The organism is Haloferula sargassicola (assembly GCF_040362925.1).
GTDB lineage: Bacteria > Verrucomicrobiota > Verrucomicrobiia > Verrucomicrobiales > Akkermansiaceae > Haloferula > Haloferula sargassicola.
This window is the reverse complement of record NZ_BAABRI010000020.1, coordinates 26,219-47,598: the sequence shown is the minus strand read 5'-3', so window position 1 is coordinate 47,598 and position 21,380 is coordinate 26,219. Positions and strand designations below refer to the sequence as shown.

The window sequence follows — 21,380 nt, the reverse complement described above, 5'->3', positions numbered from 1 at the left end:
TGAACCCCAGCAGCCCGAAAACTCCCACCAATCCCTGCCTTAACCCTTTGGTCACCACTCTCCAACCCTCCCCCCCGGAAAAACCGCCGCTCCCCAAAGCGAGCGAACTCCGCACGCTCATCGACGACCTCATCGCCGAGCAATCCACCCTGCAAACCCCCGTCGCCCGCTTCGCGGAAATCCACGACCGCCAGCCCGACCTCGCCGACCACTACCGCAACCTCATCCCTCTTTCGAAACCCGGCCCCGGCGAGCAGTACGCCTTCGAGGTCAGCCTCGACCGCTGCACCGGCTGCAAGGCCTGCGTTTCCGCCTGCCACAACCTCAACGGCCTCGACGACCACGAAGCCTGGCGCGACACCGGCACCCTCGTCGGGGGGAATGTCGCGCCAGGATGGCAGCAGACCGTCACCACCGCCTGCCACCACTGCGAGGACCCCGGCTGCCTCAACGGCTGCCCCGTCGGCGCCTACGAGAAAGACCGTAGCACCGGCATCGTCCGCCACCTCGACGACCAATGCATCGGCTGCTCCTACTGCATCCTCAAGTGCCCCTACGACGTCCCCAAGTATTCCAAGAAGCGCGGCATTGTTAGAAAGTGCGACATGTGCCACCAGCGCCTCGCCGAAGGCGAAGCTCCCGCCTGCGTCCAAGCCTGCCCCACCGAAGCCATCCGCATCGTGAAAGTAGCGAGTAGCAGGGAGCCGGTAGCAGGGGTTGCAAATGCAGATCTCCTCCATTTCTCACTCCACGCTCCCACCTCCGCGCTCCCCGCTCCCCACACCCTCCCCACCACCCGCTTCCTCGGCCGACAAGTCCCCGCCACCGCCCGCGCCGCCGACCGCGACCAGCTCGTCCCCCAGCACGCCCACTGGCCGCTCGTCTTCATGCTCGTCCTCACCCAAGCCGGCATCGGCCTCCTAGGGAGCACAGGCGTCCCGCCTGTGGACCCCGGCAGCGCTCTCCCCCTTGCATCCCACCTCCCCACCCTCCTCGGCGCCCTCCTCTTCAACCTCGGCATGGCCGCCGCGACCCTCCACCTCGGTCAGCCCCTCAAAGCCTGGCGTTTCTTCCTCGGGCTCCGCACCAGTTGGCTTTCCCGCGAAATCCTCGCCTTCTCCCTCTTCGCCCCCATCCCCCTCCTCCTCGCCGCCGCCCCCTACCTCCCCGACTTCCCCCTCAGCGCATCCTTTCTCCTTTCTCCTTTTTCCTTGGCCCTCCCCGCCGGGGCACTAGCCATTTTCACCAGCGTCATGATCTACCACGATACCCGTAGATCGCTCTGGCGCCTTCCCCTCACCGCCACCCGCTTCTACGGCACCACCGCCGCCTTCCTCTTCCTCGCCCTCTCCATCGATCACCCTTGGGCCAAGCCCGCCTTCGCCCTCACCCTCTTCGCCAAGGCCATCCCCGAACTCCTCCTTCTCCTCAAGTCCCCCCCCACCACCGACTGGACACCCGACCTCCACAGCGCCCGACTCATGCTCGGCCCGCTGAAAAAAATCACCCTCCTCCGCTTCGCCACCGCCCTCGCCGCCATCGCCTCCATCCTCATCTCCCCTTGGCTCGCCCTCCCCCTCCTACTCGCCTCCGAAATCCTCGAACGCCAGCTCTTCTTCCAAGCCGTCCAAGCCCCCAAGATGCCCGGCCATTTTGGCGGATTCTAGTCTCCGAAGGCCTTTTTCCCATTCCCCGTCTTTTCGAAGTCATCGCAGCGAGCCTCAAGGCTGACGCGAATCTACCTCGCTCGATCCGATTTGAGCCACTCGTCGAAGCTCACCGCTTCGGGCAGCGGTTCCCATCCCATCCACCGAGGCTGCTCCGTTTCGGCCACCTGGTTTTCCTCCCACCAGGGGAGCACCACGCTTTTCCAATACGAGGAAACCTCGGAGTCTTCCTCATGAGCCAACTGCAAATGTCGCTTCAATAGCTCATCCCGAGAGATCTTTGCCTTTAGGTAAAGCTCGGTGTCCGACCGTCGCTGCGCTCGATTTCCAAGTGTCGCCAACTGGTAGCGAAGATGGATCAGGCGGTCCGCAGTGCTCCAGACATCCATGTCGGACTTGGTCACCTCGATGAACTCCTTGTCTCGAAAGGTGAAATGAAACGGACTCGCCACTTGCCCCTGTCGGAGCGCGGGCGAGTTCCGCATGGTGGAGGTCATGGAAACCTTGAACTGAAACCTCCGGTTGAGCCGATCCCATTCCTCCAGCAGGAAGGCGACCGGCGGACTCTGCTTCGTCAATTCGACCGATCGACCGGAACCCTCGAGGGGCGGAAACCAGTTTTCCAAATGCACCCACAACAGCTCGCTCGACCATTCACCGCCCTTGACCTGCCGCTTGATCGCATCCGGCAGGGCATCGGCCGAACAAGAACTCCACAGACCAAGGAGAATCACGAAGGCGCTGGCGATTGAGGAAAGCTTCATAAGTCAAGAGGTCGGTTTCCTCCTATCGGGTTCTTCCGCCGAAACAATCCGATTCCGGCGGTCCGCATGCTGACGCGACTTCCCCCGCTTCCCGGGGTTCCTCGCGAAGCGATCCGATCCCTTACGTGAGTCTCCTTATCCTGCGCCACTTCCTCGCCCTCCATCCGCGCATTAGCGGAAGCGCCCTTGTTTCCCCACGGCGGAGGACTATATCCCGGCCGACCCGCCGGAAGATCACCGGCGCCGCCACGTATCCGCAGGCACACCCGCGCATGTTTCCAGCCATCAAGTCCATCCGCCTCCTCCCGCTCCTGCTTCTCGCCGGGTGCATGCCTTCCTTTCAGGTCCCGACCACCGGGCCGATCCCGGTCGCGTGGAAAAACGCCGGCCGTTTTCCCACCGCCCAGCCCACCCGCGACCTCGACCGCTGGTGGCGATCCTTCGACGATCCCACGCTCAGCCGCGTGATCCGCGCCGGCCTCGACGGCAGCTCGGACATCGCCTCCGCGCTCGCCCGCGTCAAGGAGGCCCGCGCCAACCGCAAGGCCACCGCCGCCGCCCTGCTGCCCACCCTTTCCGGCTCGGCCGGTGCCAGCTCGAGCTTCACCGACCGCGATGGAGCGGCGCGCACCACCGGCCAATCCTACTCGACCGGCCTCAGCGCCTCGTGGGAGGCCGACCTCTACGGCCGCACCCGCAGCAACATCGTCGCCGCCTCCGCCAACCTCGGCGCCGCCGAAGAAAACCTCAACTCGGTCCGCGCCTCGCTCGCCGCCGAGATCGCCGTCGCCTACGTCAGCCTGCGGGCCAACGAGTCCCGCCTCGAAGTTCTCCGCCGTAACATCGAACTCCAGACCGAGACCTACCAGTTCACCGACTGGCGACTCCAGGCCGGCGAGGCCGACCAGTTTGAAGCCGGCCAGGCCGAGACCAGCCTGGTTCAGTCAAAGGCCGCCATCCCGGCCCTCCAGCAGTCCATCGCGCAGGGAAAAAACCTGCTCGCCCGGCTGTGCGGACGCGCCCCCGGCGGGCTCGACACCCTGCTCGCCGGCTCGCCGGATATCCCGGACCCCGCCACCCGCCTCGCCGTCGGCATCCCGGCCGACACCCTCCGCCAGCGGCCCGACGTCCGCATCGCCGGCTACTCGTTGCTTGCCGCCGTCGCCAACACCCGCGCCGCCGAGGCCGAACGCTTCCCCTCGCTCTCGCTCTCCGGCTCGCTCGGACTCAGCTCGGTCAGCAGCGGCAAGATCTTCAACCCCGAAGCGGTCAGCGGCAGCATCCTCGCCGGCCTCGCCGGCCCGATCTTCGATGCCGGCCGCATTCGAGCCAGCATTGATGCCAGCAACGCACGAGTCGACCAATCGCTCGAAGCCTACCGCTCGACCGTCCTCCTCGCCCTGTCCGAGGTCGAGGACGCCCTGATCGCCTGCCGCCGCATCGCGGAAAGGCTGGCCCAGCTGGAAAAGGCCACCCGCCTCGCCCGCGAGACCGACAAGCTCGCCCGCCAGCGCTACGAGGCCGGCGAGATCGACTTCCTCTCGGTGCTCGATTCCCAACGCACCCTGCTCGGCCTCGAGGACACCCTCACTTCCACCCACGCCGATCGCACCGTCGCCTACATCCGCCTCTATCAGGCTCTCGGCGGCGGCTACTGAATCCCCTTCTTCCATTTTCCGTTCTCCTTTTTCCTCACCCACCATGTCCCAACCCTCTTCCGAAGAAGACCTCGCCGCCATCGTCCGCAGTGGTGCTTCCAGTCCCGTGAAAAAAGTCGTCATCACCGTGCTGCTTCTCGTCCTGATCGGCGGCGGTGTTTTCTACTACTTGCGCCGTAACAAAGCCGAGGCGCAGGGCACCACCTACGTCACCAGTCCTGCGGAAAAGACCGACATTTCGATCATCGTCACCGCTTCCGGCAACCTCGCGCCGACCAACCAGATCGTCATCGGCTCCGAGCTGTCCGGCACCGTCATGGAAGTCTTCGTGGACACCAATGATCCGGTCAAAAAAGGCCAGAAGCTGCTGCGCCTCGACACCTCGAAGCTCGAGCAGCAGACCGAGCGGAGCCGTGCCGCGCTGGAATCCTCCAAGGCCCGTCTCCGCCAGGCCGAGGCCACGCTTGCCGAGAACAAGGCCGCCCTTGCCCGCCAAGAGGAACTGCTCCGGCTCAGCAACGGCAAGACTCCGTCCAAGGCCGTCATGGAGACCTCACGGGCCGCGGTCGCCCGCGCCGATGCCGATGTCGCCGCCGCCGAAGCCAACATTTCAGCCTCCGAGGCGGAGATCGGCTCGTTCGAGAGCGATCTCGGAAAATCCATCATCCGCTCGCCCGTCGATGGCGTCGTCCTCGCCCGCTCGATCGAGACCGGCCAGACCGTCGCGGCGTCCTTCACCGCACCGACCTTGTTCACGATCGCCGAGGACCTGAAAACCATGGAGCTTGTCGTTTCCGTCTCGGAGGCCGACATCGGCCGCGTCGAGGCCGGTCAGACCGCCACCTTCAACGTCGATGCCTACCCCGGGCGCACCTACGAGGCCACGGTCAAGAAGGTCGCCTTCGCCTCCGCCAGCAGCACCGCCGGCGCCAATGCCGCCGCCGCGCAAACCAGCGGCGTGGTCACCTACGACACCGAGCTTTCGGTCGCCAACGATGACCTCTCCCTGCGCCCCGGCATGACCGCTACGGTCGATATCCAGGTGGTCGATCGCCAGGACGTGCTGGCCGTGCCGAACTCGGCGCTGCGTTTCGATCCCCAGGTTTATGAGGACCTCAACAAGGAAGACGACGAGGAGGAAACCCTGGTGGAAAGCCTCGGCCCGGGGCGCCGGCGCTGGCGTCGCGACGGTCCGAAAAGCCTCCAGGGTCCGCCCTCGGTGTGGATCCTGAAAAACAACGAGCCGGTGAAGATCGAGGTCGAGACCGGCGTCACCGATGGCAGCGTGACCGAGATCACCGGCGGCGACATCCAGCCCGGCGACGAACTCATCACCAGCATCGAGCCCGTCACCTCATGACCGCGGAGACGCTCATCGAGCTGACCGGCCTCACCAAGGTCTACGGCACCGGCCCCGCCGCCTTCAAAGCGCTGCGCGGGGTCGATCTCACCATCGCCCGCGGCGACTTCGTGGCGGTGATGGGCCCCAGCGGCTCGGGCAAATCGACGCTGATGAACCTCCTCGGCTGCCTCGACACCCCGACCTCGGGCTCTTACCGCTTCAAGGGCATCGAGGTCGAGGACCTCAACAAGGACCAGCGCTCGCTGATCCGCCGCCATGCGTTGGGCTTCATTTTCCAAGGCTTCAACCTCCTCGCGCGGACCTCCGCGCTGGAAAACGTGGAGCTGCCCCTGCTCTACCGCGGCTATCCGAGAAAAAAGCGCCACGAACTCGCCCGCGCAGCCCTCGCCAGCGTCGGGCTCTCCGATAAGGAAAAGAACACGCCCGCCGAGCTGTCCGGCGGCCAGCAGCAGCGCGTCGCCATCGCCCGTGCCATCGTCACCCATCCCGAGACGCTTTTCGCCGACGAGCCGACCGGCAACCTCGACTCGAAGACGACCATCGAAATCATGGGCCTGCTCCGGAAACTCAACGCCGACAAGGGCATCACGGTCATCATGGTCACCCACGAGGACGAAGTCGCCGCCTGCGCCCGACGCATCATTCACGTCCGTGATGGACTCATCTTCAGCGACGAGCGAAACCCCGAACCTGCCGCCGTCTAACCATGGTTTCGATGCTCCTCAACGCCCTGCTCATCGCCGTCCGCGAAATTCGCCGGAACCTGACGCGATCTTTCCTCACGGTCATCGGCATCGTCATCGGCGTCGCCGCCGTGGTCACCATGGTCACCCTCGGCCGCGGCGCGACCGAAACCATCAAGGGCGAGATTTCCAAAATGGGCAGCAACCTGCTCATCGTCCGCCCCGGCCAAGGCTGGTGGAATCGTGGCTCGGACAACTTTTCCATGGACGACATGGAGGTGATCCGCCGCCAGATCAACGGGGTGGCCGACCTCGCGCCGATGGTCCAGTCGAACGCCACCATCACTTATCAGGAGAACAACTCGAACTTCGACATCCAGGGTACCACCCCGAACTACTTCAAGATCGGCAACTGGGAGATCTCCCAAGGCCGCGCCTTCACCCGGGAGGAGGTGGACGACTCGGCCTCGGTCTGCGTGATCGGGGAAACCATCCGCCAGAAGATCTTTGGGCCCGTCGATCCGATCGGAAAACGCATTCGGGTCGGCAGCACCTCCGCCCTCGTCATCGGCGTCACCGCGCCCAAGGGCCAGGGCGGCTGGGGCGACGACCTCGATGACAACGTCATCGTCCCCTACACCTCGCTCGTCCGCCGCCAGACCGGCAGCCAGGGCGGCAAGTTCATCAGCCAGATCATGGTCTCCGGCAAAGACGGCTTTCCCAGCGCCCAGATCGTCGCGGAAATCACCCTCCTGATGCGTGAGCGGCGGAACATTTCCGGCAACGAGCAGGACGACTTCAACGTCTTCGACTCGCAGCAGCTCGCCGACGTCGTCACCTCCAGCACCAAGGTCATGACATCCTTGTTAGGCGCGGTCGCCGGCGTCAGCCTGCTCGTCGGCGGCATCGGCATCATGAACATCATGCTGGTCTCCGTCACCGAGCGGACGCGGGAAATCGGCATCCGCCTCGCCATCGGCGCCCGCGCCCGCGAGGTCCTGCTGCAGTTTCTGGTCGAGGCCGTCACGCTCTCGTGCATCGGAGGCTTGAGCGGCATCATCCTCGCGTATGGACTTTGTCTCGCGCTGGTGAAGGTGGTCGGCACGCCCTTCATCTTCGACCCGAAGATCAACCTCATCGCCTTCGTCTTCTCGGCCGCCATCGGCATCCTCTTCGGCTTTATGCCCGCCCGCCGCGCCGCCAAGCTCGATCCGATCGATGCCCTGAGGCACGAGTGACCGTGTCGTCGGATGCCCGACGCCCGCGGACCCGGTGGCATCAGGCCTTCTTCACATCGACCCACCGCCCGCTTCGCGCGGATTCGAGGACGGCATCGCAGACATGCTGCGTGCCCAGCGCATGGCGGAAATCGGGAAAGCGTTTCTCCAGCGACGGATCGTCGAGACAACGGAGAAACTCCGCCAACTCGTGAACGAACGAGTGCTCGTAGCCGAGACACAGACCGGGCACCCACCAGTTCCCCGCGTAGGGATGCTCGCCGTCGGAGCAATGAATGCTGCTCCATCCCCTCCGGTCTCCGGGCACCCCGTGGTCGAAGTACGAGAGTCGGTTGAGATCGTGCAGGTCCCAGAACAGTGACTTTTCCTCGCCGTTGATCTCGAAGGTGTAAAGCGCCTTGTGCCCCCGGGCGTAGCGGGTGCTTTCAAAGATCGCCAGCGAGCCGTTCTCGAAGCGGGCGAGGAAAGCGCAGGCATCGTCGATGGTGACGGCCTGCTTTTCGCCAGTGGCGGTGTGGACGCGCTCCTTGATGAAGGTCTCGGTCATCGCGCTCACCGACACGATGTCGCCATTGATCCAGCGGGCGGTGTCGATGCAGTGAGCCAACAGGTCGCCCGTCACCCCCGATCCCGCCGCCGCAGCGTCGAGGCGCCACAAGCCCGCGCCGCCCTGGGGCAACTCTTCGGAGATGGTCCAGTCCTGCAGGAAATTGGCCCGGTAGTGGAAGATCCTCCCGAGTTCCCCGGCCGCCACGATGTTCTTGGCGTGAGTGACCGCCGGCAGAAATCGGTAGTTGTACCACACGAGGTTCGGCAGGCCGGATTCCTCGACGGCCCTCACCATTGCCTCCCCCTGCTCCCCGTTCAGGGCGAGCGGCTTTTCGCAAAGGATCATCTTGCCGTGCTTCACACACTCCAGCGCGATCTCGGCATGGGAGTCGTTCGGAGTGCAGATATCAACCGCGTCGATGTCCTCCCGGGCGACGAGCTTCCGCCAGTCGGTCTCGTAGGACGCATAACTCCACTTTTCCGCGAATGCCTTCACATTTACCTCATCGCGACCGCAGACGGCCTGACGAACAACGGAGTGCTCGGAATCGAAGAAGTGGCCGACCTGAGAGTAGGCGTTCGAGTGGGTGCGGCCCATGAAACCGTAGCCGATGAGACCGATGCGGAGTTGTTTTTTTTCAGACATGGATTGAAGGGGTTAGAACGCTTCATCGACCTCAATCATGGTCGCGAGAATCGTGTTCCAGGTTTGCTGTCGCTCGAGGATATCGTTGGGAAACATGCATCCGTCCCAGCAGATATGTCGGATCCCACGCGCTGCGGCATCCTGCAGCCAGTAGGTGGAACAACGGGCGATCTCGAGTTTCCCGGCAGGATCGTCGGCAGGACAATGGCGACCGGTTTTGTCATGACTCCCGGTGCCATGGACGGAGCCGTCGTTCTGGGCCACGTGGAAATCGTTGGTCCAGGGGCGCAGCGCATCGGTGAGCGTCTTGTACGCGGACCAGAACTCTTCGTCCGAATATCCCTCCTGCAGCAAGGCCGCTTCCGGGGCGTTGTAGCCCATCAGGTAAAGATAAGTGTGGGCGATGTCGGCTTGGAAGCCAACGACCTCCGGCATCGCGGTGGCTTCCAACGTGTCGAGCACCGCCTTCCACGAATGCATGCCGCCCCAGCAGATCTCGCCCTCGGCGGCGAGCCGCTCGCCGTGCTGCTCGGCGATCTTCCCCGCTTCCCGCCAGGTCTCGGCGATCTTGCGGGTGTTGCCCGCCGGATCCTTGGCCCAGTCGGCAACGCTGCCGGCGGAGTCGATGCGGATCAGTCCGCAATCTCGCACCCCGTGATCGCGAAGGATGCCGCCGATGCGGCAGGACTTTTCGACGGCGAGCACGAAGTTTTTCCGATCATCTTGCGACCCGAAGGCGGAGCCGCCGACGGTTCCGGGCCAGACGGGTGCGACCATCGAGCCGACTTTCAGCCCCGCGCCGGCGATCTTGTCGGCCATGGCGCGGAGGTCGTCGTCCGAGGCATCGGGATCGATGTGCGGATGGAAAAGGAACAGGTCGATGCCATCGAACCGGCGACCGCCCACCTCGGCGGCGGCGGTCATTTCGAGCATGCGATCGAGGGAAATGGGCGGATGGTCGGTGCCTGGCTCCTTGCCGACCAGGCCGGGCCACATGGCGTTGTGGAGTTTCATGGATTCACTGGGTTTTATGGGCGCCCATGGCAGGAGCGTCCGGGTTCACTTCGGGACCGAAATAGCGGAGGCAGACGAGCGGCTCGGTTGCAGAGGTGTTCTCAAAGGCAACACCCTCTCTGGCGGCGGATTCGATGCAGAAGAACTCGTCCTCGGACAGCTCATTGAAACGGAGCAACTTGGGACAACTGAGGCGGAGTTTGTTGGCTCGACCCTCGCCCTGCACGACGATGAGCGAGTACGCACCCTTGTCCTTGATCGTGACGGACTGCCCCGGCTCGACGGTCAGCTCTTTCGCGGTGAAATACTGGAATCCATCGACTTTGCCGTAGACGATCCACTTGTCGTGATAGCCCTCCCCTTTTTCGGAGGTCACCGGCTCAAGATAATGGTGATCCTTGAAATGGGGGTCCGTGTTCTTTTCCCAATCGAGTTGATCGATGATGAAGTCGATGTCCTGCCACTTGTCTTGAGGCATGTCTTTCACCAGCAGCGACCTCGGCACCTCGCGTCCCTCGACGAGATTCTGATACATGCCGAACACATCGGATCCCCACTGGGGCTCGTAGGTGCAGAGCGATCCGGGGGCATGGAGGATGCAGGGATCGATCAGCCATCCGGTGCCGGGCTCCAGCTTGTAGGCCTTGGAAAGGGCCAGGATCTTGTTGTCACCCTTGTGCCAGTTTTCAATGCACTTGCGGACTTGGTCACGGGTCGTCCCCGGCTCGAAGCCCATGAAGGTGTAGGGGAAATTGTTACCGACGTTGTTATGCTGCGGCGGGAAATAATAGGACTCCGGCTTTCCCTCCTGACCGACCAGCGCCGCCTGTTCGGCATTCTGGTGCATGTGGTGCGGGATCGGCCCCATGTTGTCGAAGAACTTCGAGTAAACCGGCCACTTGCTGTATTTTCCCCAGATCGCCTCGCCCACGATGTCCGCGCCGCACTCGGCGATCGCCTCGCGCAGGGTGAATCTTTCACTCCCGACCACGACGTAGGACAGCCCCTCGTCAGCATCGCGACCTTCGTTCGCCGTCTCGGTGGTCGAGCCAAACCAGCGCTCGTCGATCCCGCCCCGGCTCAATCCGTAGGCGTAGGTATCGTCAGGGTGCAGCTTGATCCGGAGGCCCGGCTGCAGAAACGACCGGGGCACCCAGGTGGGCGATAAACGAAGCAGGCCGCCGGTTTCCTCGAGGTGGGCATCGACTGCCGTCCGGATGTCCGCGGTGCGCGTCGTGAGATCTTGGACTATTTTAGGATGGTTCATGGGTTTTGGGAAAAGCTTATCTTCAGAAGACATATCGCCAATCGACCGGCACCCGCAGAGTGAGTCCGGCATCATCGGAGATGATCACCCTTTGCGGTCCATCCGGGACGATGGAGGCGACCACGCCGAATTTCTCAGCTGTCGCGGCCACTCCCTGCACGATCCTCAGTTGGACCTCCTGATCGCGGTCGAACCATCGGGTCGTGGGGATCGATTCCTCTGCCAGGAGATCGCCGCGCGAAACATCGACTCCGTCCGAAAAATGCGAACACACCTCCTCGATGCCCATCCGGGCAAGATGGCGACCATTCCAAGGCGGGGCGTGGCGGCCGCCATTTGAGATCCAGAGCAGGGTCGCGGGAAAATCGGCGGGATTCTTCAGGGAAAACCACAGGTAGCCATCCATCACCGCCGCCGACCAGGCGAAGAGCTGCTTCTCGGCGTTGGGGCTTGAAACCATCATCACCAGATCGTCGAAACCCTCGCGCGCCGGATACCGGGTCAGATCGGTCGTGCCGCCCCCTGCAAGGGGCACCTCACGGAGATCGACGAAGCGGCCGCCCGGCATGAGCGCCCCGGCCTCCAGCCGAGACGGATCCGAGAACCGCCCCGGATACACCGAAGCCCAGCGGAAGGGTGACAGGCTGACCCGGCCCTCTCCGTCGCTCAGCTGGGAGAAGTCGAGAATCGGATGGTTACCGTAGCTGTAGCGACCCTCCACGCCCGTGATGCGGTGCTCGACGTAGACCGCGGTTTCGCCCTCCCGGAGGGATACGATCTTCTCCACCCGACCGCCGCTATCGGGGTCGTCCAGGGCGAGGTGGAGTCGATCTTTTCCACGGTCCACCAGCGACCAATTGTGGTTGGCCGAGGCTCCGTGGGGAGGCGCCTCGGCCTGCGGACCGAAAGGGAAGCAGAAGAAATCCCCTCTCAGCACCTTCAACAAATCAGGAAGCGAAGGGTCGGCCTCCGCCGCACTCCAAGGAGCCAGCGCGTAGGGCGAAACCGTCCGCAATCCCAGTTGAAATTCCACCGGCGCCAGGTGCCCGGCCCGACACGAAACCGCCAGCTTCACCCGATCATGGGCAAGCGTCCAACTGGCTTCTCCGTGGATGGATTCGAGCATGGGTCTTCGACGCCAGGTCGTTCCATTTCAGCCACCCCGGAGCAGGATGCGGAAACGACAGGGTTTTTGGCGTATCGTCGGTGACCCTGCCTCAGCGGGCTCCAAATGTCTGGTGAAAGCCCGCCAAAAGCTGTTGAAATCCCGCCATGCCCGTTGACCAGCTCCAGAGGGATTTCTTTGCCCGCATCCTGGATCCCCAGGCGGTCCGAACGGTGTTCGAACACGTCCCGGGCGTCTTTTTTTTCATGAAGGACTGCCAGGGAAGGTTCATCGCCGCCAACCAAGCCACCGCCCTGCGCTACGGGGTCAAAGCCGAGAGCGAACTAGTCGGTGCCACGGATATCGACTTCGTCCCGCCCGAGATCGCCAAGGCCTACCGTGAGGACGACCTGAAGGTGATCGAAAGCGGCCTTCCCCTGGTGAACCGGTTGGAGCTGTTCTACGACGAGCAACATGGCCTGGACTGGTTTCTCACCACCAAACTCCCGGTTTTTGACAAAAACCGACACGTGATCGGCGTGATGGGCGTCGTCCGCCGGGACGAAAAACGCATGCATCACCGCGATGTGGTGGAGGTCAGAACGGCGATCGATTTCGCCCGCCGTCACTGCCACCGGACGGCGACCACCGCGGAGCTCGCCGTGCATGTCGGCGTTTCGGAACGCCAGCTATGCCGGATCCTGGATTCGGCCCTGGGCGTCAGTCCCTACGAACTTCTCCTGCGCACGCGGATCCAATCGGCCGCCGAGGCGCTGGCGACGAGCTCGCAACCCATCGTGGAAATCGCCGTCCATCACGGCTTTTGCGACCAGAGCGCGTTCACCCTGCAGTTTCGGAAACGCATCGGGATGACACCGCGCGAATTCCGCCAGGGTCACATGGGTTGAGCAAGACATGAAGCCCGGTCATCCGGACCATGACTGAATCTTGGGATCGACTCCCCGGTTCGCGGCTCTAACCGCATGCGGCCTGCTCCCACGAGAGCGTGGCCCGCTTCATCTCCCTTCTTAAAAAATCCACCGGACCCCTGACCGCCGAGCTCATCCAGACTCCCGGCGATTTCGGCCTCGGCAAGGTCCCCGCGCGCCTCAAGCCCGCCTCCACGATCACCTCGATCTGCGGCTACTGCGCCACCGGCTGCCAGCTCAAGATCCACCTCGACGAGAACGGCCAGGCCATCAACCTCAGCCCTCAAGCTGGCTACCCGGTCAACCAAGGCATGGCCTGCCCGAAAGGCTGGCAGGCGCTCGACCCGCTCGACGCCCCCGACCGCGGCACCACGCCCTTGCTCCGCGGGGCCGATGGAAATCTCCACCCGATCGACTGGCCGACCGCCCTCGACACCTTCGTTTCCCGCTTCCGCGCCATCCAGGAAGCCCACGGCCACGAAGCCGCCGCCTTTCTTTCCACCGGCCAGACGCCGCTCGAGGAAATGGCCTTCCTCGGCTGCCTTTGGAAGTTCGGCATGGGCTTCCTCCACGGCGATGCCAACACGCGCCAGTGCATGGCCACCGCCGTCACCGCCTACAAGCAGTCCTTCGGCTTCGACGCCCCGCCCGCGACCTACGCCGACTTCGAGGAAAGCGACGTCATCGTGCTGGTCGGCTCGAATCTCTGCATCGCCCACCCCATCCTATGGCAGCGCATCATGCGGAACCGCCGCTCGCCGAAGATCATCGTCATCGACCCACGCTCGACCGAGACCTCTCAGGCCGCCACCCATCACGTCCAGCTCAAGCCGAAAGGCGACCTCGCCCTCTACTACGCGCTCGCCCACTGCATCCTCCGCGATGGCCGCATCGACCCCGCCTCGATCGCCCGCAGCGAGGGCTTCGACAAGTTCGCCGAGTTCGTGAAAGACCACACGCCCGAGTCCGCCGTCGGAAAAACCGGCCTCCCCGCGGAAATCATCGAGGCCCTCGCCCGCGACGTCTCCGAGCCCGGCAAGCGCGTTTCCTGGTGGTGGACCATGGGCATCAACCAGTCCCACGAAGGCGTCCGCGCCGCCCAGGCGATCATCAACCTCTGCCTCATCACCGGCAACATCGGCAAACCCGGCACCGGCCCGAACTCCGTCACCGGCCAGTGCAACGCCATGGGCTCCCGGCTTTTCTCCAATACGACGTCCCTCGTAGGGGGCCACGATTTCGCCAATGCCGACCACCGCCGCAAAGTTGCCGAAGGCCTCGGCCTCCCGCTCGACTGCATCCCGAAGGAGCGCTCGCTCGCCTACGACGAAATCCTCGCCGCCGCCGAGCGCGGCGAAATCAAGGGCCTGTGGGTCGTCGCCACCAATCCCTTCCACTCGTGGATCGACAGCGGCCGCCTCGAAGCCCTGCGCGACAAACTCGAGTTCCTGGTCGTCCAGGACATGTATCCCACCACCGAGACCGCCCGCGCCGCCGACCTTTTCCTCCCCGCCGCCGGTTGGGGCGAGAAAAGCGGCACCTTCATCAACTCCGAGCGCCGCATCGGCACCCTCAAGCCCGTCAAAAAAGCGCCCGGCCAGGCCCTCTCCGACTTCCGCATCTTCCGCCTCCTCGCCAACGCCTGGGGCTGCGGCCGGCTCTTCGAGCAGTGGACCGACCCCGAGTCTGCTTTCAAACTCCTCCGCGACCTCACCGCCGACCGCCCCTGCGACATCACGGGCATCGAAAGCTACGACCACCTCGACCAATCCGGCGGCATCCAATGGCCCTATCCGATTTCCGATTGTCGATTGAAGATTGCCGATTCCCCGCAAGAAACCCGCCCCGCCGACATCAATCGGCAATCTTCAATCTCCAATCGACCATCTCCCGAGCGCCGCCTCTTCGAAGACGGCATCTACTACACTCCCAGTGGCAAAGCCCGCATCCTCTTCTCCAACCCCGCCCCCCTCCCCGAGCCGCCCTGCGACGACTACCCCTTCCTCCTCCTCACCGGCCGCGGCTCCAGCTCCCAGTGGCACACCCAGTCGCGCACCGCCAAGTCCGACATCCTCCGCAAGCTCGCCCCCGCAGCCGCCTACATCGAGATTCACCCCCGCGACGCCCGCCGCCTCGGCATCGCCTCCGGACAACAGGTCCTCATCCGCTCCAGCCGCGGCGAAATGACCGCCACCGCCTACCTCGCCCCCACCGTCCAGCCGGGCAACGTCTTCGTCCCCATGCACTACCCCGAGGTCAACCGCCTCACCCACCCCTCCTTCGACCCCCATTCGCGCCAGCCCAACTACAAGGCCTGCGCCGTTTCCCTCACACCGCTCTGAAGATAAGCCATAACGTCGGCGGCCGAGTACGAGAGCCCTTCGGGCCCCAGCAACTTTCCGATCCCCGACAAATCCTTCCCGCAGGTCAACAGCGGCTGCTCGACCTCCCCGCCCCGCACCTGCCCCAGCCCGAGGTTCGCCATCAGACTGTTGCACAGGCACTTCCGCCCCGGCGTCTCTTCTTCCTTCCCGCCCTTTTTCACGAAATCCTCCGGCCGCTCCGCCGGACAACGCCAGCCCACCGATCCGTCTTCCTTCTCATACGCCTCGCGCAGGTAACCGAGATCGCACATCCTACGACGTTTACCGTAGATTTCGGGTTCCGACAGCGTCCCTACCGCCGTCAGCACCTGAAAAGGAAACCCGGTCGGCGACGCGGACGGGTCCCGGAACACCTCCGACTCCCCGCGTTTCGCCGTCTCGATCGCTTCCCGCTTCAAGTCGTCCCGCAGCCCCGATTCCTCGCAAAACGCGAACAAACTCCCCACCTGCACGCCATTCGCACCCGCCTCCAGCGCCTCCTGCAGCTTCTCCGGGCTGCCATTCGATCCCGCCAGCCAGAACGGCAGCCCCAGCGCCTGGATCGCCGCCGGATCGACCTCGTCGCGCGGTCCATAAACCGGCTCGCCCGCCTCATTCAACTTCAGCGCCCCGCGCGGCGGCGCGTTGTGACCGCCCGCCGTCGGATCCTCCACCACCAAGCCGTTCACCTCGCCCTTGCTCTTCTTCACCAGCATCGTCGCCAGCGTCACCGACGACACGATCGGGAAAAACATCGGCCGCACCAGCTCCGGCCGCTCGCCGGGAAACATCGACTTCGGATCGAAACGCATCGCATGCCCCTCGCTCGCGCCGGTCACGTGCAGGCTGAACTCCGCCGGCTCCCAGGCCGCGAGCCGGTCGAGAATCTCCGGGATTTCCAGCGGAATCCCCGCCCCGATCAGCACCACGCTCACGCCCGCCAGCATTGCGCCGAGCAGCGACGGCAGCATCGGCGTCTGGATCTTATGCAGGAAATTGATGCCCACCATGCCGTCGTGACCTTCCTTCGCCAGATAGACCTCCGCGAAGTTCGCCACCACCATCAGCTCCTCCAGCGCCGCGCTTTGCTTGTCGCCGACCATCGGCTTCGCCGCAAACGGAGCGTCCTCCGGTTTTCCTCCCTCGACGAAGTAGCGATCGATCACCCGCTTCGCCATCTGCCTGCCGGGAAAGGCCGCCAGCGCCCGCCGCATGTGCCCGCCCGGATCGCCCGCCTGCAGGCGTCGCGTCAGGATCAGGTCGATCGCCGTGCCCGACACCACGCCGAGCTGGCCCAGCGACGCGACCGCCTTCGCCAGCCGCCAGTTCGAGATACCGAGGCCCATGCCTCCTTGGATGATGCGTGGAAGTTCCATGTCAGAAATGCGTGCCTGCGCATCCTCCGGACCCTCCCGCCGCCCGAGAAGCCCATTCCCCCGCCTCCGCAAGCCCCGCGCCGACTTCCGCAACCCGTGCGCAGGGAGGAAACCGCAGATGGACGCCGATGAACGAAGATCGGAAATTCCGGGTGGAGCTGTCTCCAAAAACTCAAAACATCTGCGTCCATCCGCGTTCATCTGCGGTTCCGAGAATCCGACCCTACCCAACCCCCTCAAAATCTGCTTCCTTCACCCCGTGACCGCGACGATCCACCACCTCTACACCTCGCCGGGACACAACTACTTCGGCCATCACGAAAAGCCGCCCGGCGAGCACGCCATCGTCGAGCACGACTCGCTCGAACTCGTCGCCGGCCGCGGCATCCCCGGCGACCGCTTCTTCGATTTCAAGAACGACTACAAGGGCCAGGTCACCTTCATCGACCTCGCCGTGGTCGATGCCATCCGCGCCCACGCCGATAGGCCCGACCTCCCCGCCGCCGCCTTCCGGCGAAACGTCGTCATCTCCGGTGTCGACCTCAACTCCCTCGTCGGCCAGCGTTTCGAACTGAACGGCATTCTGTTAGAAGGCACGCAGGAGTGCAGCCCCTGCTACTGGATGGACCAGGCCTGCGGCAAACCCGGCACCGAAGCCCTCATGAGAGGCCGCGGCGGCCTGCGGTGCCGCATTCTCCGCTCGGGCACGCTGAAAGTCGGCCCCGCCACCATCGGGCATTTCGCCGACTCGCGTTGAATCGCGCACGAAAGCCAGCTTTCGTTTGCGCCACTCCATGACGTGCGCCAGCGGTGAGGATTCGTCTCGAATCTCCCGCCATGACTCCCGACTCCTCTTCATCCCGCGGCCTCGGCCGCCGTTCGTTCATGAAACGGACGATGCTCGGCTCCGCCGCTTCCGGCCTGGGCACGCTCCATGCGGCTGAAAAGCCGATGCCAACCCGAAGCCCGCGCGACCGACGACCGCTCGCCCTCACCGTCAATGGCGAGGCCTATCATCTCTCGCTTGAGCCACGCGTCACCCTGCTCGATGCCCTGCGTGAAGTCGTCGGCCTCACCGGCACCAAGAAAGGCTGCAACCACGGCCAATGCGGCGCATGCACCGTCCTCGTCGATGGCCAGCGCGTCCTCTCCTGCCTCACCCTCGCCGCCCGTTGCGTCGGGAAAAAGATCACCACCATCGAAGGGCTCGCCGACACCGTCGATGACGAGCTGCATCCGGTGCAGGAGGCCTTCATTGACCACGACGCCTTCCAGTGCGGCTTCTGCACCAGCGGCCAGATCATGTCGGCCGTCGGCTGCATCCACGAAGGCCACACCGGCAGCGCCGACGAGATCCGCGAGTCGATGTCCGGCAATCTCTGTCGCTGCGCCGCCTACCCGAACATCCTCGCCGCGGTCGAGGAGGCGAAATCGAAAGTCAAAACCGACTGAAGCCATGATCCCCTTCACGCTCGACTCCGCCGACAATGCCACCGCCGCGCTCGAATCCTTCGGCGGCGAAAACTCCGCCTACCTCGCCGGCGGCACCACGCTCCTCGACCTCGCCAAGCTTCACGTGCTCACGCCGACCCACGTGGTCGATGTCGCAGGACTATCCAACACCGCGATTTCCCAAAACGACGGCCGTGTCCGCCTCGGCGCGCAGGTCACCATGGCGCAGGCCGCCGCCGATTCGTTTCTGAAAAAGAACTATCCGCTGGTCACCGAGTCGCTGGCCCTCGCCGCTTCGGCCCAGATCCGCAACATGGCCACCCTCGGCGGCAACCTGCTCCAACGCGTTCGGTGCAGCTACTTCCGCGACAACCACTCGCCCTGCAATAAGCGCGAGCCCGGCTCCGGTTGCGCCGCCATTGATGGCGAAAACCGCGGCCACGCCATCCTCGGCACCAGCGATCACTGCATCGCCTTCCATCCGTCCGACTTCTGCGTCGCCATGATCGCGCTCGACGCCACCGTCCACACCCGCCAGCGATCCGGCGGGACGCGCGAAATCCCCTTCGCCGATTTCCACCTGCTGCCCGGCGACACGCCACACAAGGAATTTGCCCTCAAGCCCGGCGAACTCATCGAGGCCATCTCTTTCCCCGAACTCCCCTACGCCAGCGCCTCGACCTACGAAAAGGTCCGCGACCGAGCCTCCTACCAGTTCGCCCTCGCCAGCGCTGCCGTCGCGATCGAGTTCGAGGGCGACACCGTCAAGGACGCCCGCGTCGCCTTCGGCGGCGTCGCCACCAAGCCCTGGCGCGCCAGCGAGGTCGAAAAGGTGATCATCGGCAATCCCCTCAACACCGAAACCCTCCAGGCCGCGGGAAAAGCCGCCGTCGCCGGAGCGCGCACCTTCGAGCACAACGCCTACAAGGTCCCGCTGCTCCAGCGCACCTTGGAGAAAGCCCTCACCGTCGCCGCCACCCGAGCCTGATTCTCCCATGAGCCAACTTTCCATCACCGCCCGCAAAGGCGAAACCTCCCAAGGCCTCGGCAAGCCGGCCAAGCGCATCGACGGCCTCGCCAAGGTCACCGGCGGTGCCCGCTACGCCGCCGACCACGTGCTGCCTAACATGGTCTTCGGCAGCTACGTCACCGCTCCCATTTCCATGGGAACCATCACCTCGATCGACACCGCGCCCGTGCTCGAAATCCCGGGCGTCCTCCGCGTGTTCACCCACGAGAACGCGCCGGAAATGGCCGATCTCAAACCCTTCGCCGCCGGCGGCACCGCGCAGCAGTCGAAGATGATCCTGCAAAGCCCCGAGGTCCTCTACCACGGCATGCCCGTCGCCCTTGTCGTCGCCGAGACGCTTGAAGCTGCCGAGGAAGGCGCGCGACGTCTCGAGATCAAGTACGACGACCTCCGTAGCGGCGCTCTCACCCTCGGCGCGGACAACGCCGAGTCCATCCCCTACGGCGAGGCGAATCCCGACTACGAAGACATTCAGATCGGAGATGCCGATGCCGCGGAAAAGAACGCCGCGCACCTCGTCCAAGGCACCTACACCACGCCGACCCAGCACCATCATCCGATGGAGACCTACTCGACGACAGTCGCCTGGGACGGCCCGAGACTCACCGTTTATGAGCCGTCACAGTTCCTCGTCGGCATGCAGAACGGCATCGCCGAGGCCATGGGCATCGAGCCCATGAACGTCCATGTCATCTCCCCCTTCGTCGGCGGCGCCTTCGGCTGCAAGGCGACCGTCACGCCGCACCTCGCGATGAACTGCGCCGTCTCCCGCCAGCTCGGCCGACCCCTCAAGGTCGCGCTCGGCCGCGAGCAGCATCCGACCATGGGCAGCTTCCGCTCGCCCGCGAAGTTCGACTTCACCCTCGGCTGCGATGCCGAGGGCAAGCTCACCGTCCTGCGCATCACCGACGAGCAGCTCACCTCGCGCTTCGACCCGGTCCACATGAACAGCGCCGAGCCGGTCACCCGCATCTACGCCTGCCCGAACATTCTCGGAAAAGTCCGCCTCACCCGAGCCGACTGCCCGAGCCCGGGCTTCATGCGCGCCCCTGCCGAGACGCCCGGCATGTTTCCGCTCGAAGTCGCCATGGACGAGCTCGCGGAAAAGGCCGGCATCGACCCCGTCGAGTTCCGCATCATGAACGAGCCGGACAAGGACCCGGTGAAAAACCTGCCCTACTCCAGTCGCATGCTCGTCCAGTGCCTCGAACGCGGCCGCGACAAGTTCGGCTGGTCCGATCGACCGAAGCAACCCAAGTCCGTCGAGAAAGACGGTGCCTGGGTCGGCTACGGCGTCGCCACCGCGCTCTATCCGACGAACATCTCCGTGTCCTTCATCGAGCTCGAATACGACTACGAAGGCCACGTGAAGATCTCCACCGCCGCCCACGATCTCGGCACCGGCCAGTGGACCGTCGTCGGCCAGGTCGCTTCCGAATGCCTCGGCGTCCCGCTCTCGAAGATCACCGTTTCCATCGGCGATTCCGACCTGCCCGCCGGCGCGTTGGCCGGTGGCTCGGCGACCACGCCGTCCATCTCCCGCTCCATCTACCAGGCTTCCCGTAGCATGGCCGAACGCCTCGGCGAGCTGTCCGCCAAGATGGAGACGCCGCCGTTTTCCGAGGAGGAAAGGAAAGACCTCAAGGTCGAGGGAGCGAAGCTCGTCACCAAGTCCGGCACCTCGGTCGAAATCGCCAAGATCCTCGAAGCCGCCGGCGAGACCACCGTTCTCGTTCGCGCCAACAACCCCGCGCCCGGCATGGGCACCAAGGGCTTGATGGGTTTCATGAAGGGCAAGCCGGTGCTCAATGGCTTCCATTTCGACGACCACACCGTCGCCTCCTGGGGCGCGCACTTCGTCGAGGTCCGCGTCGACAAGCTCACCCGCACCATCCGCGTCCCGCGCATGCTCGGCGTCTATGCGGCCGGCACCATCGTCAATCCGCTCACCGCCCGCTCGCAGATGATCGGTGGCATGATCTGGGGCCTCGGTGCGGGATTGCTGGAGGAAACGATGGCCGACACCAAGCGCGGAACCTGGGTGAACAAGGACATCGCCGAATACCTCATCGCCTGCCACGCCGATGCGATGGAGATCGAGTCGGAGTTCCTCGACGAAAAGGACACCGTCGCCAATCCGCTCGGCACCAAGGGCATCGGCGAACTCGGCATCGTTGGCATCAATGCCGCCATCGCCAACGCCGTTTACAATGCCACCGGCATCCGCGTCCGCGATCTGCCCCTCAGGCTTGAAAAGCTGCTCGACGAGGCTTGAA

The 21,380-nt window shown here is 64.5% G+C and carries 17 protein-coding genes; 11 read left to right on the top strand and 6 right to left on the bottom strand.

The features are described 5' to 3' along the window. Window positions 1-47: 47 nt before the first annotated feature. Complete coding sequence (locus tag ABXH26_RS16350; RefSeq protein ID WP_353568168.1) at window positions 48-1,667, top strand: DmsC/YnfH family molybdoenzyme membrane anchor subunit; 1,620 nt, start codon at window positions 48-50, stop codon at window positions 1,665-1,667. Between the two features lie 71 nt (window positions 1,668-1,738). Here ABXH26_RS16350 and ABXH26_RS16345 read toward each other — a convergent pair whose 3' ends face one another. Beyond that, window positions 1,739-2,431, bottom strand: coding sequence for a hypothetical protein (locus ABXH26_RS16345; RefSeq protein ID WP_353568167.1), 693 nt, complete (start codon window positions 2,429-2,431; stop codon window positions 1,739-1,741). A 272-nt stretch (window positions 2,432-2,703) separates the two neighbouring features. Here ABXH26_RS16345 and ABXH26_RS16340 point away from each other — a divergent pair, with 272 nt between their 5' ends. Genes ABXH26_RS16340 through ABXH26_RS16325 form a run of 4 tightly spaced genes read left to right on the top strand, consistent with a single transcriptional unit; the run spans window position 2,704 to window position 7,373 of the window. Further along, window positions 2,704-4,089: an efflux transporter outer membrane subunit gene (locus ABXH26_RS16340; protein WP_353568166.1), complete on the top strand. Its 1,386-nt coding sequence runs from the start codon at window positions 2,704-2,706 to the stop codon at window positions 4,087-4,089. 43 nt (window positions 4,090-4,132) lie between these two features. After that, the gene (locus ABXH26_RS16335) at window positions 4,133-5,449 is read left to right on the top strand and encodes an efflux RND transporter periplasmic adaptor subunit (protein WP_353568165.1); all 1,317 of its coding nucleotides are present in this window, start codon (window positions 4,133-4,135) and stop codon (window positions 5,447-5,449) included. Continuing rightward, complete coding sequence (locus tag ABXH26_RS16330) at window positions 5,446-6,156, top strand: ABC transporter ATP-binding protein (RefSeq protein ID WP_353568164.1); 711 nt, start codon at window positions 5,446-5,448, stop codon at window positions 6,154-6,156. Before ABXH26_RS16335 ends, ABXH26_RS16330 begins: the two co-directional genes overlap by 4 nt. Window positions 6,157-6,167: 11 nt before the next feature. Beyond that, entirely contained in the window at window positions 6,168-7,373 is a 1,206-nt protein-coding gene (locus ABXH26_RS16325; protein WP_353568222.1) for an ABC transporter permease, read from the top strand. Between the two features lie 40 nt (window positions 7,374-7,413). On the opposite strand, the gene ABXH26_RS16320 is transcribed toward ABXH26_RS16325, so the two are convergent. Genes ABXH26_RS16320 through ABXH26_RS16305 form a run of 4 tightly spaced genes read right to left on the bottom strand, consistent with a single transcriptional unit; the run spans window position 7,414 to window position 11,975 of the window. After that, window positions 7,414-8,568: a Gfo/Idh/MocA family protein gene (locus tag ABXH26_RS16320; protein ID WP_353568163.1), complete on the bottom strand. Its 1,155-nt coding sequence runs from the start codon at window positions 8,566-8,568 to the stop codon at window positions 7,414-7,416. Window positions 8,569-8,580: 12 nt separating this feature from the next. Continuing rightward, window positions 8,581-9,582 (bottom strand): sugar phosphate isomerase/epimerase family protein, encoded by a 1,002-nt coding sequence (locus ABXH26_RS16315; RefSeq protein WP_353568162.1) that lies wholly within the window; start codon window positions 9,580-9,582, stop codon window positions 8,581-8,583. A gap of 4 nt (window positions 9,583-9,586) precedes the next feature. Continuing rightward, a complete protein-coding gene (locus ABXH26_RS16310) occupies window positions 9,587-10,849 on the bottom strand; it encodes a hypothetical protein (RefSeq protein WP_353568161.1) in 1,263 nt (420 codons plus the stop codon). A gap of 22 nt (window positions 10,850-10,871) precedes the next feature. Beyond that, window positions 10,872-11,975 (bottom strand): hypothetical protein, encoded by a 1,104-nt coding sequence (locus tag ABXH26_RS16305; RefSeq protein WP_353568160.1) that lies wholly within the window; start codon window positions 11,973-11,975, stop codon window positions 10,872-10,874. A gap of 146 nt (window positions 11,976-12,121) precedes the next feature. Between ABXH26_RS16305 and ABXH26_RS16300 the strand changes: the two genes are divergently transcribed. Then, the gene (locus ABXH26_RS16300; protein WP_353568159.1) at window positions 12,122-12,862 is read left to right on the top strand and encodes a helix-turn-helix transcriptional regulator; all 741 of its coding nucleotides are present in this window, start codon (window positions 12,122-12,124) and stop codon (window positions 12,860-12,862) included. A gap of 98 nt (window positions 12,863-12,960) precedes the next feature. Continuing rightward, window positions 12,961-15,225, top strand: a complete 2,265-nt coding sequence (locus tag ABXH26_RS16295; RefSeq protein WP_353568158.1) for a molybdopterin oxidoreductase family protein — start codon at window positions 12,961-12,963, stop codon at window positions 15,223-15,225. Here ABXH26_RS16295 and ABXH26_RS16290 read toward each other — a convergent pair. Next, window positions 15,189-16,622: a nitronate monooxygenase gene (locus ABXH26_RS16290; protein WP_353568157.1), complete on the bottom strand. Its 1,434-nt coding sequence runs from the start codon at window positions 16,620-16,622 to the stop codon at window positions 15,189-15,191. The genes ABXH26_RS16295 and ABXH26_RS16290 overlap by 37 nt on opposite strands. Window positions 16,623-16,881: 259 nt before the next feature. On the opposite strand from ABXH26_RS16290, the gene ABXH26_RS16285 reads away from it, so the two are divergent. The 4 genes from ABXH26_RS16285 to ABXH26_RS16270 all read left to right on the top strand — a co-directional run bounded on the left by ABXH26_RS16285 (window position 16,882) and on the right by ABXH26_RS16270 (window position 21,379). Further along, window positions 16,882-17,379, top strand: coding sequence for an MOSC domain-containing protein (locus ABXH26_RS16285; RefSeq protein WP_353568156.1), 498 nt, complete (start codon window positions 16,882-16,884; stop codon window positions 17,377-17,379). An 80-nt stretch (window positions 17,380-17,459) separates the two neighbouring features. Beyond that, window positions 17,460-18,074 (top strand): (2Fe-2S)-binding protein, encoded by a 615-nt coding sequence (locus ABXH26_RS16280; RefSeq protein ID WP_353568155.1) that lies wholly within the window; start codon window positions 17,460-17,462, stop codon window positions 18,072-18,074. A gap of 4 nt (window positions 18,075-18,078) precedes the next feature. After that, window positions 18,079-19,062 carry an FAD binding domain-containing protein gene (locus ABXH26_RS16275; protein WP_353568154.1) on the top strand — a complete coding sequence of 328 codons (984 nt, stop codon included), beginning with the start codon at window positions 18,079-18,081 and terminating at the stop codon, window positions 19,060-19,062. A 7-nt stretch (window positions 19,063-19,069) separates the two neighbouring features. Continuing rightward, on the top strand, window positions 19,070-21,379 hold the full coding sequence (locus tag ABXH26_RS16270) for a xanthine dehydrogenase family protein molybdopterin-binding subunit (protein ID WP_353568153.1): 2,310 nt from the start codon (window positions 19,070-19,072) through the stop codon (window positions 21,377-21,379). Window position 21,380 lies beyond the last annotated feature (1 nt).

Excerpts from the sequence above, each read along its gene's own strand:
- ABXH26_RS16280 (WP_353568155.1), top strand. The coding sequence starts at position 17,460 with ATGACTCCCGACTCCTCTTCATCCCGCGGCCTCGGCCGCCGTTCGTTC.
- ABXH26_RS16270 (WP_353568153.1), top strand. The coding sequence starts at position 19,070 with ATGAGCCAACTTTCCATCACCGCCCGCAAAGGCGAAACCTCCCAAGGC.
- ABXH26_RS16320 (WP_353568163.1), bottom strand. The coding sequence starts at position 8,568 with ATGTCTGAAAAAAAACAACTCCGCATCGGTCTCATCGGCTACGGTTTC.
- ABXH26_RS16300 (WP_353568159.1), top strand. The coding sequence starts at position 12,122 with ATGCCCGTTGACCAGCTCCAGAGGGATTTCTTTGCCCGCATCCTGGAT.
- ABXH26_RS16345 (WP_353568167.1), bottom strand. The coding sequence starts at position 2,431 with ATGAAGCTTTCCTCAATCGCCAGCGCCTTCGTGATTCTCCTTGGTCTG.
- ABXH26_RS16305 (WP_353568160.1), bottom strand. The coding sequence starts at position 11,975 with ATGCTCGAATCCATCCACGGAGAAGCCAGTTGGACGCTTGCCCATGAT.
- ABXH26_RS16275 (WP_353568154.1), top strand. The coding sequence starts at position 18,079 with ATGATCCCCTTCACGCTCGACTCCGCCGACAATGCCACCGCCGCGCTC.
- ABXH26_RS16315 (WP_353568162.1), bottom strand. The coding sequence starts at position 9,582 with ATGAAACTCCACAACGCCATGTGGCCCGGCCTGGTCGGCAAGGAGCCA.
- ABXH26_RS16335 (WP_353568165.1), top strand. The coding sequence starts at position 4,133 with ATGTCCCAACCCTCTTCCGAAGAAGACCTCGCCGCCATCGTCCGCAGT.
- ABXH26_RS16330 (WP_353568164.1), top strand. The coding sequence starts at position 5,446 with ATGACCGCGGAGACGCTCATCGAGCTGACCGGCCTCACCAAGGTCTAC.
- ABXH26_RS16310 (WP_353568161.1), bottom strand. The coding sequence starts at position 10,849 with ATGAACCATCCTAAAATAGTCCAAGATCTCACGACGCGCACCGCGGAC.
- ABXH26_RS16290 (WP_353568157.1), bottom strand. The coding sequence starts at position 16,622 with ATGGAACTTCCACGCATCATCCAAGGAGGCATGGGCCTCGGTATCTCG.
- ABXH26_RS16340 (WP_353568166.1), top strand. The coding sequence starts at position 2,704 with ATGTTTCCAGCCATCAAGTCCATCCGCCTCCTCCCGCTCCTGCTTCTC.
- ABXH26_RS16325 (WP_353568222.1), top strand. The coding sequence starts at position 6,168 with ATGCTCCTCAACGCCCTGCTCATCGCCGTCCGCGAAATTCGCCGGAAC.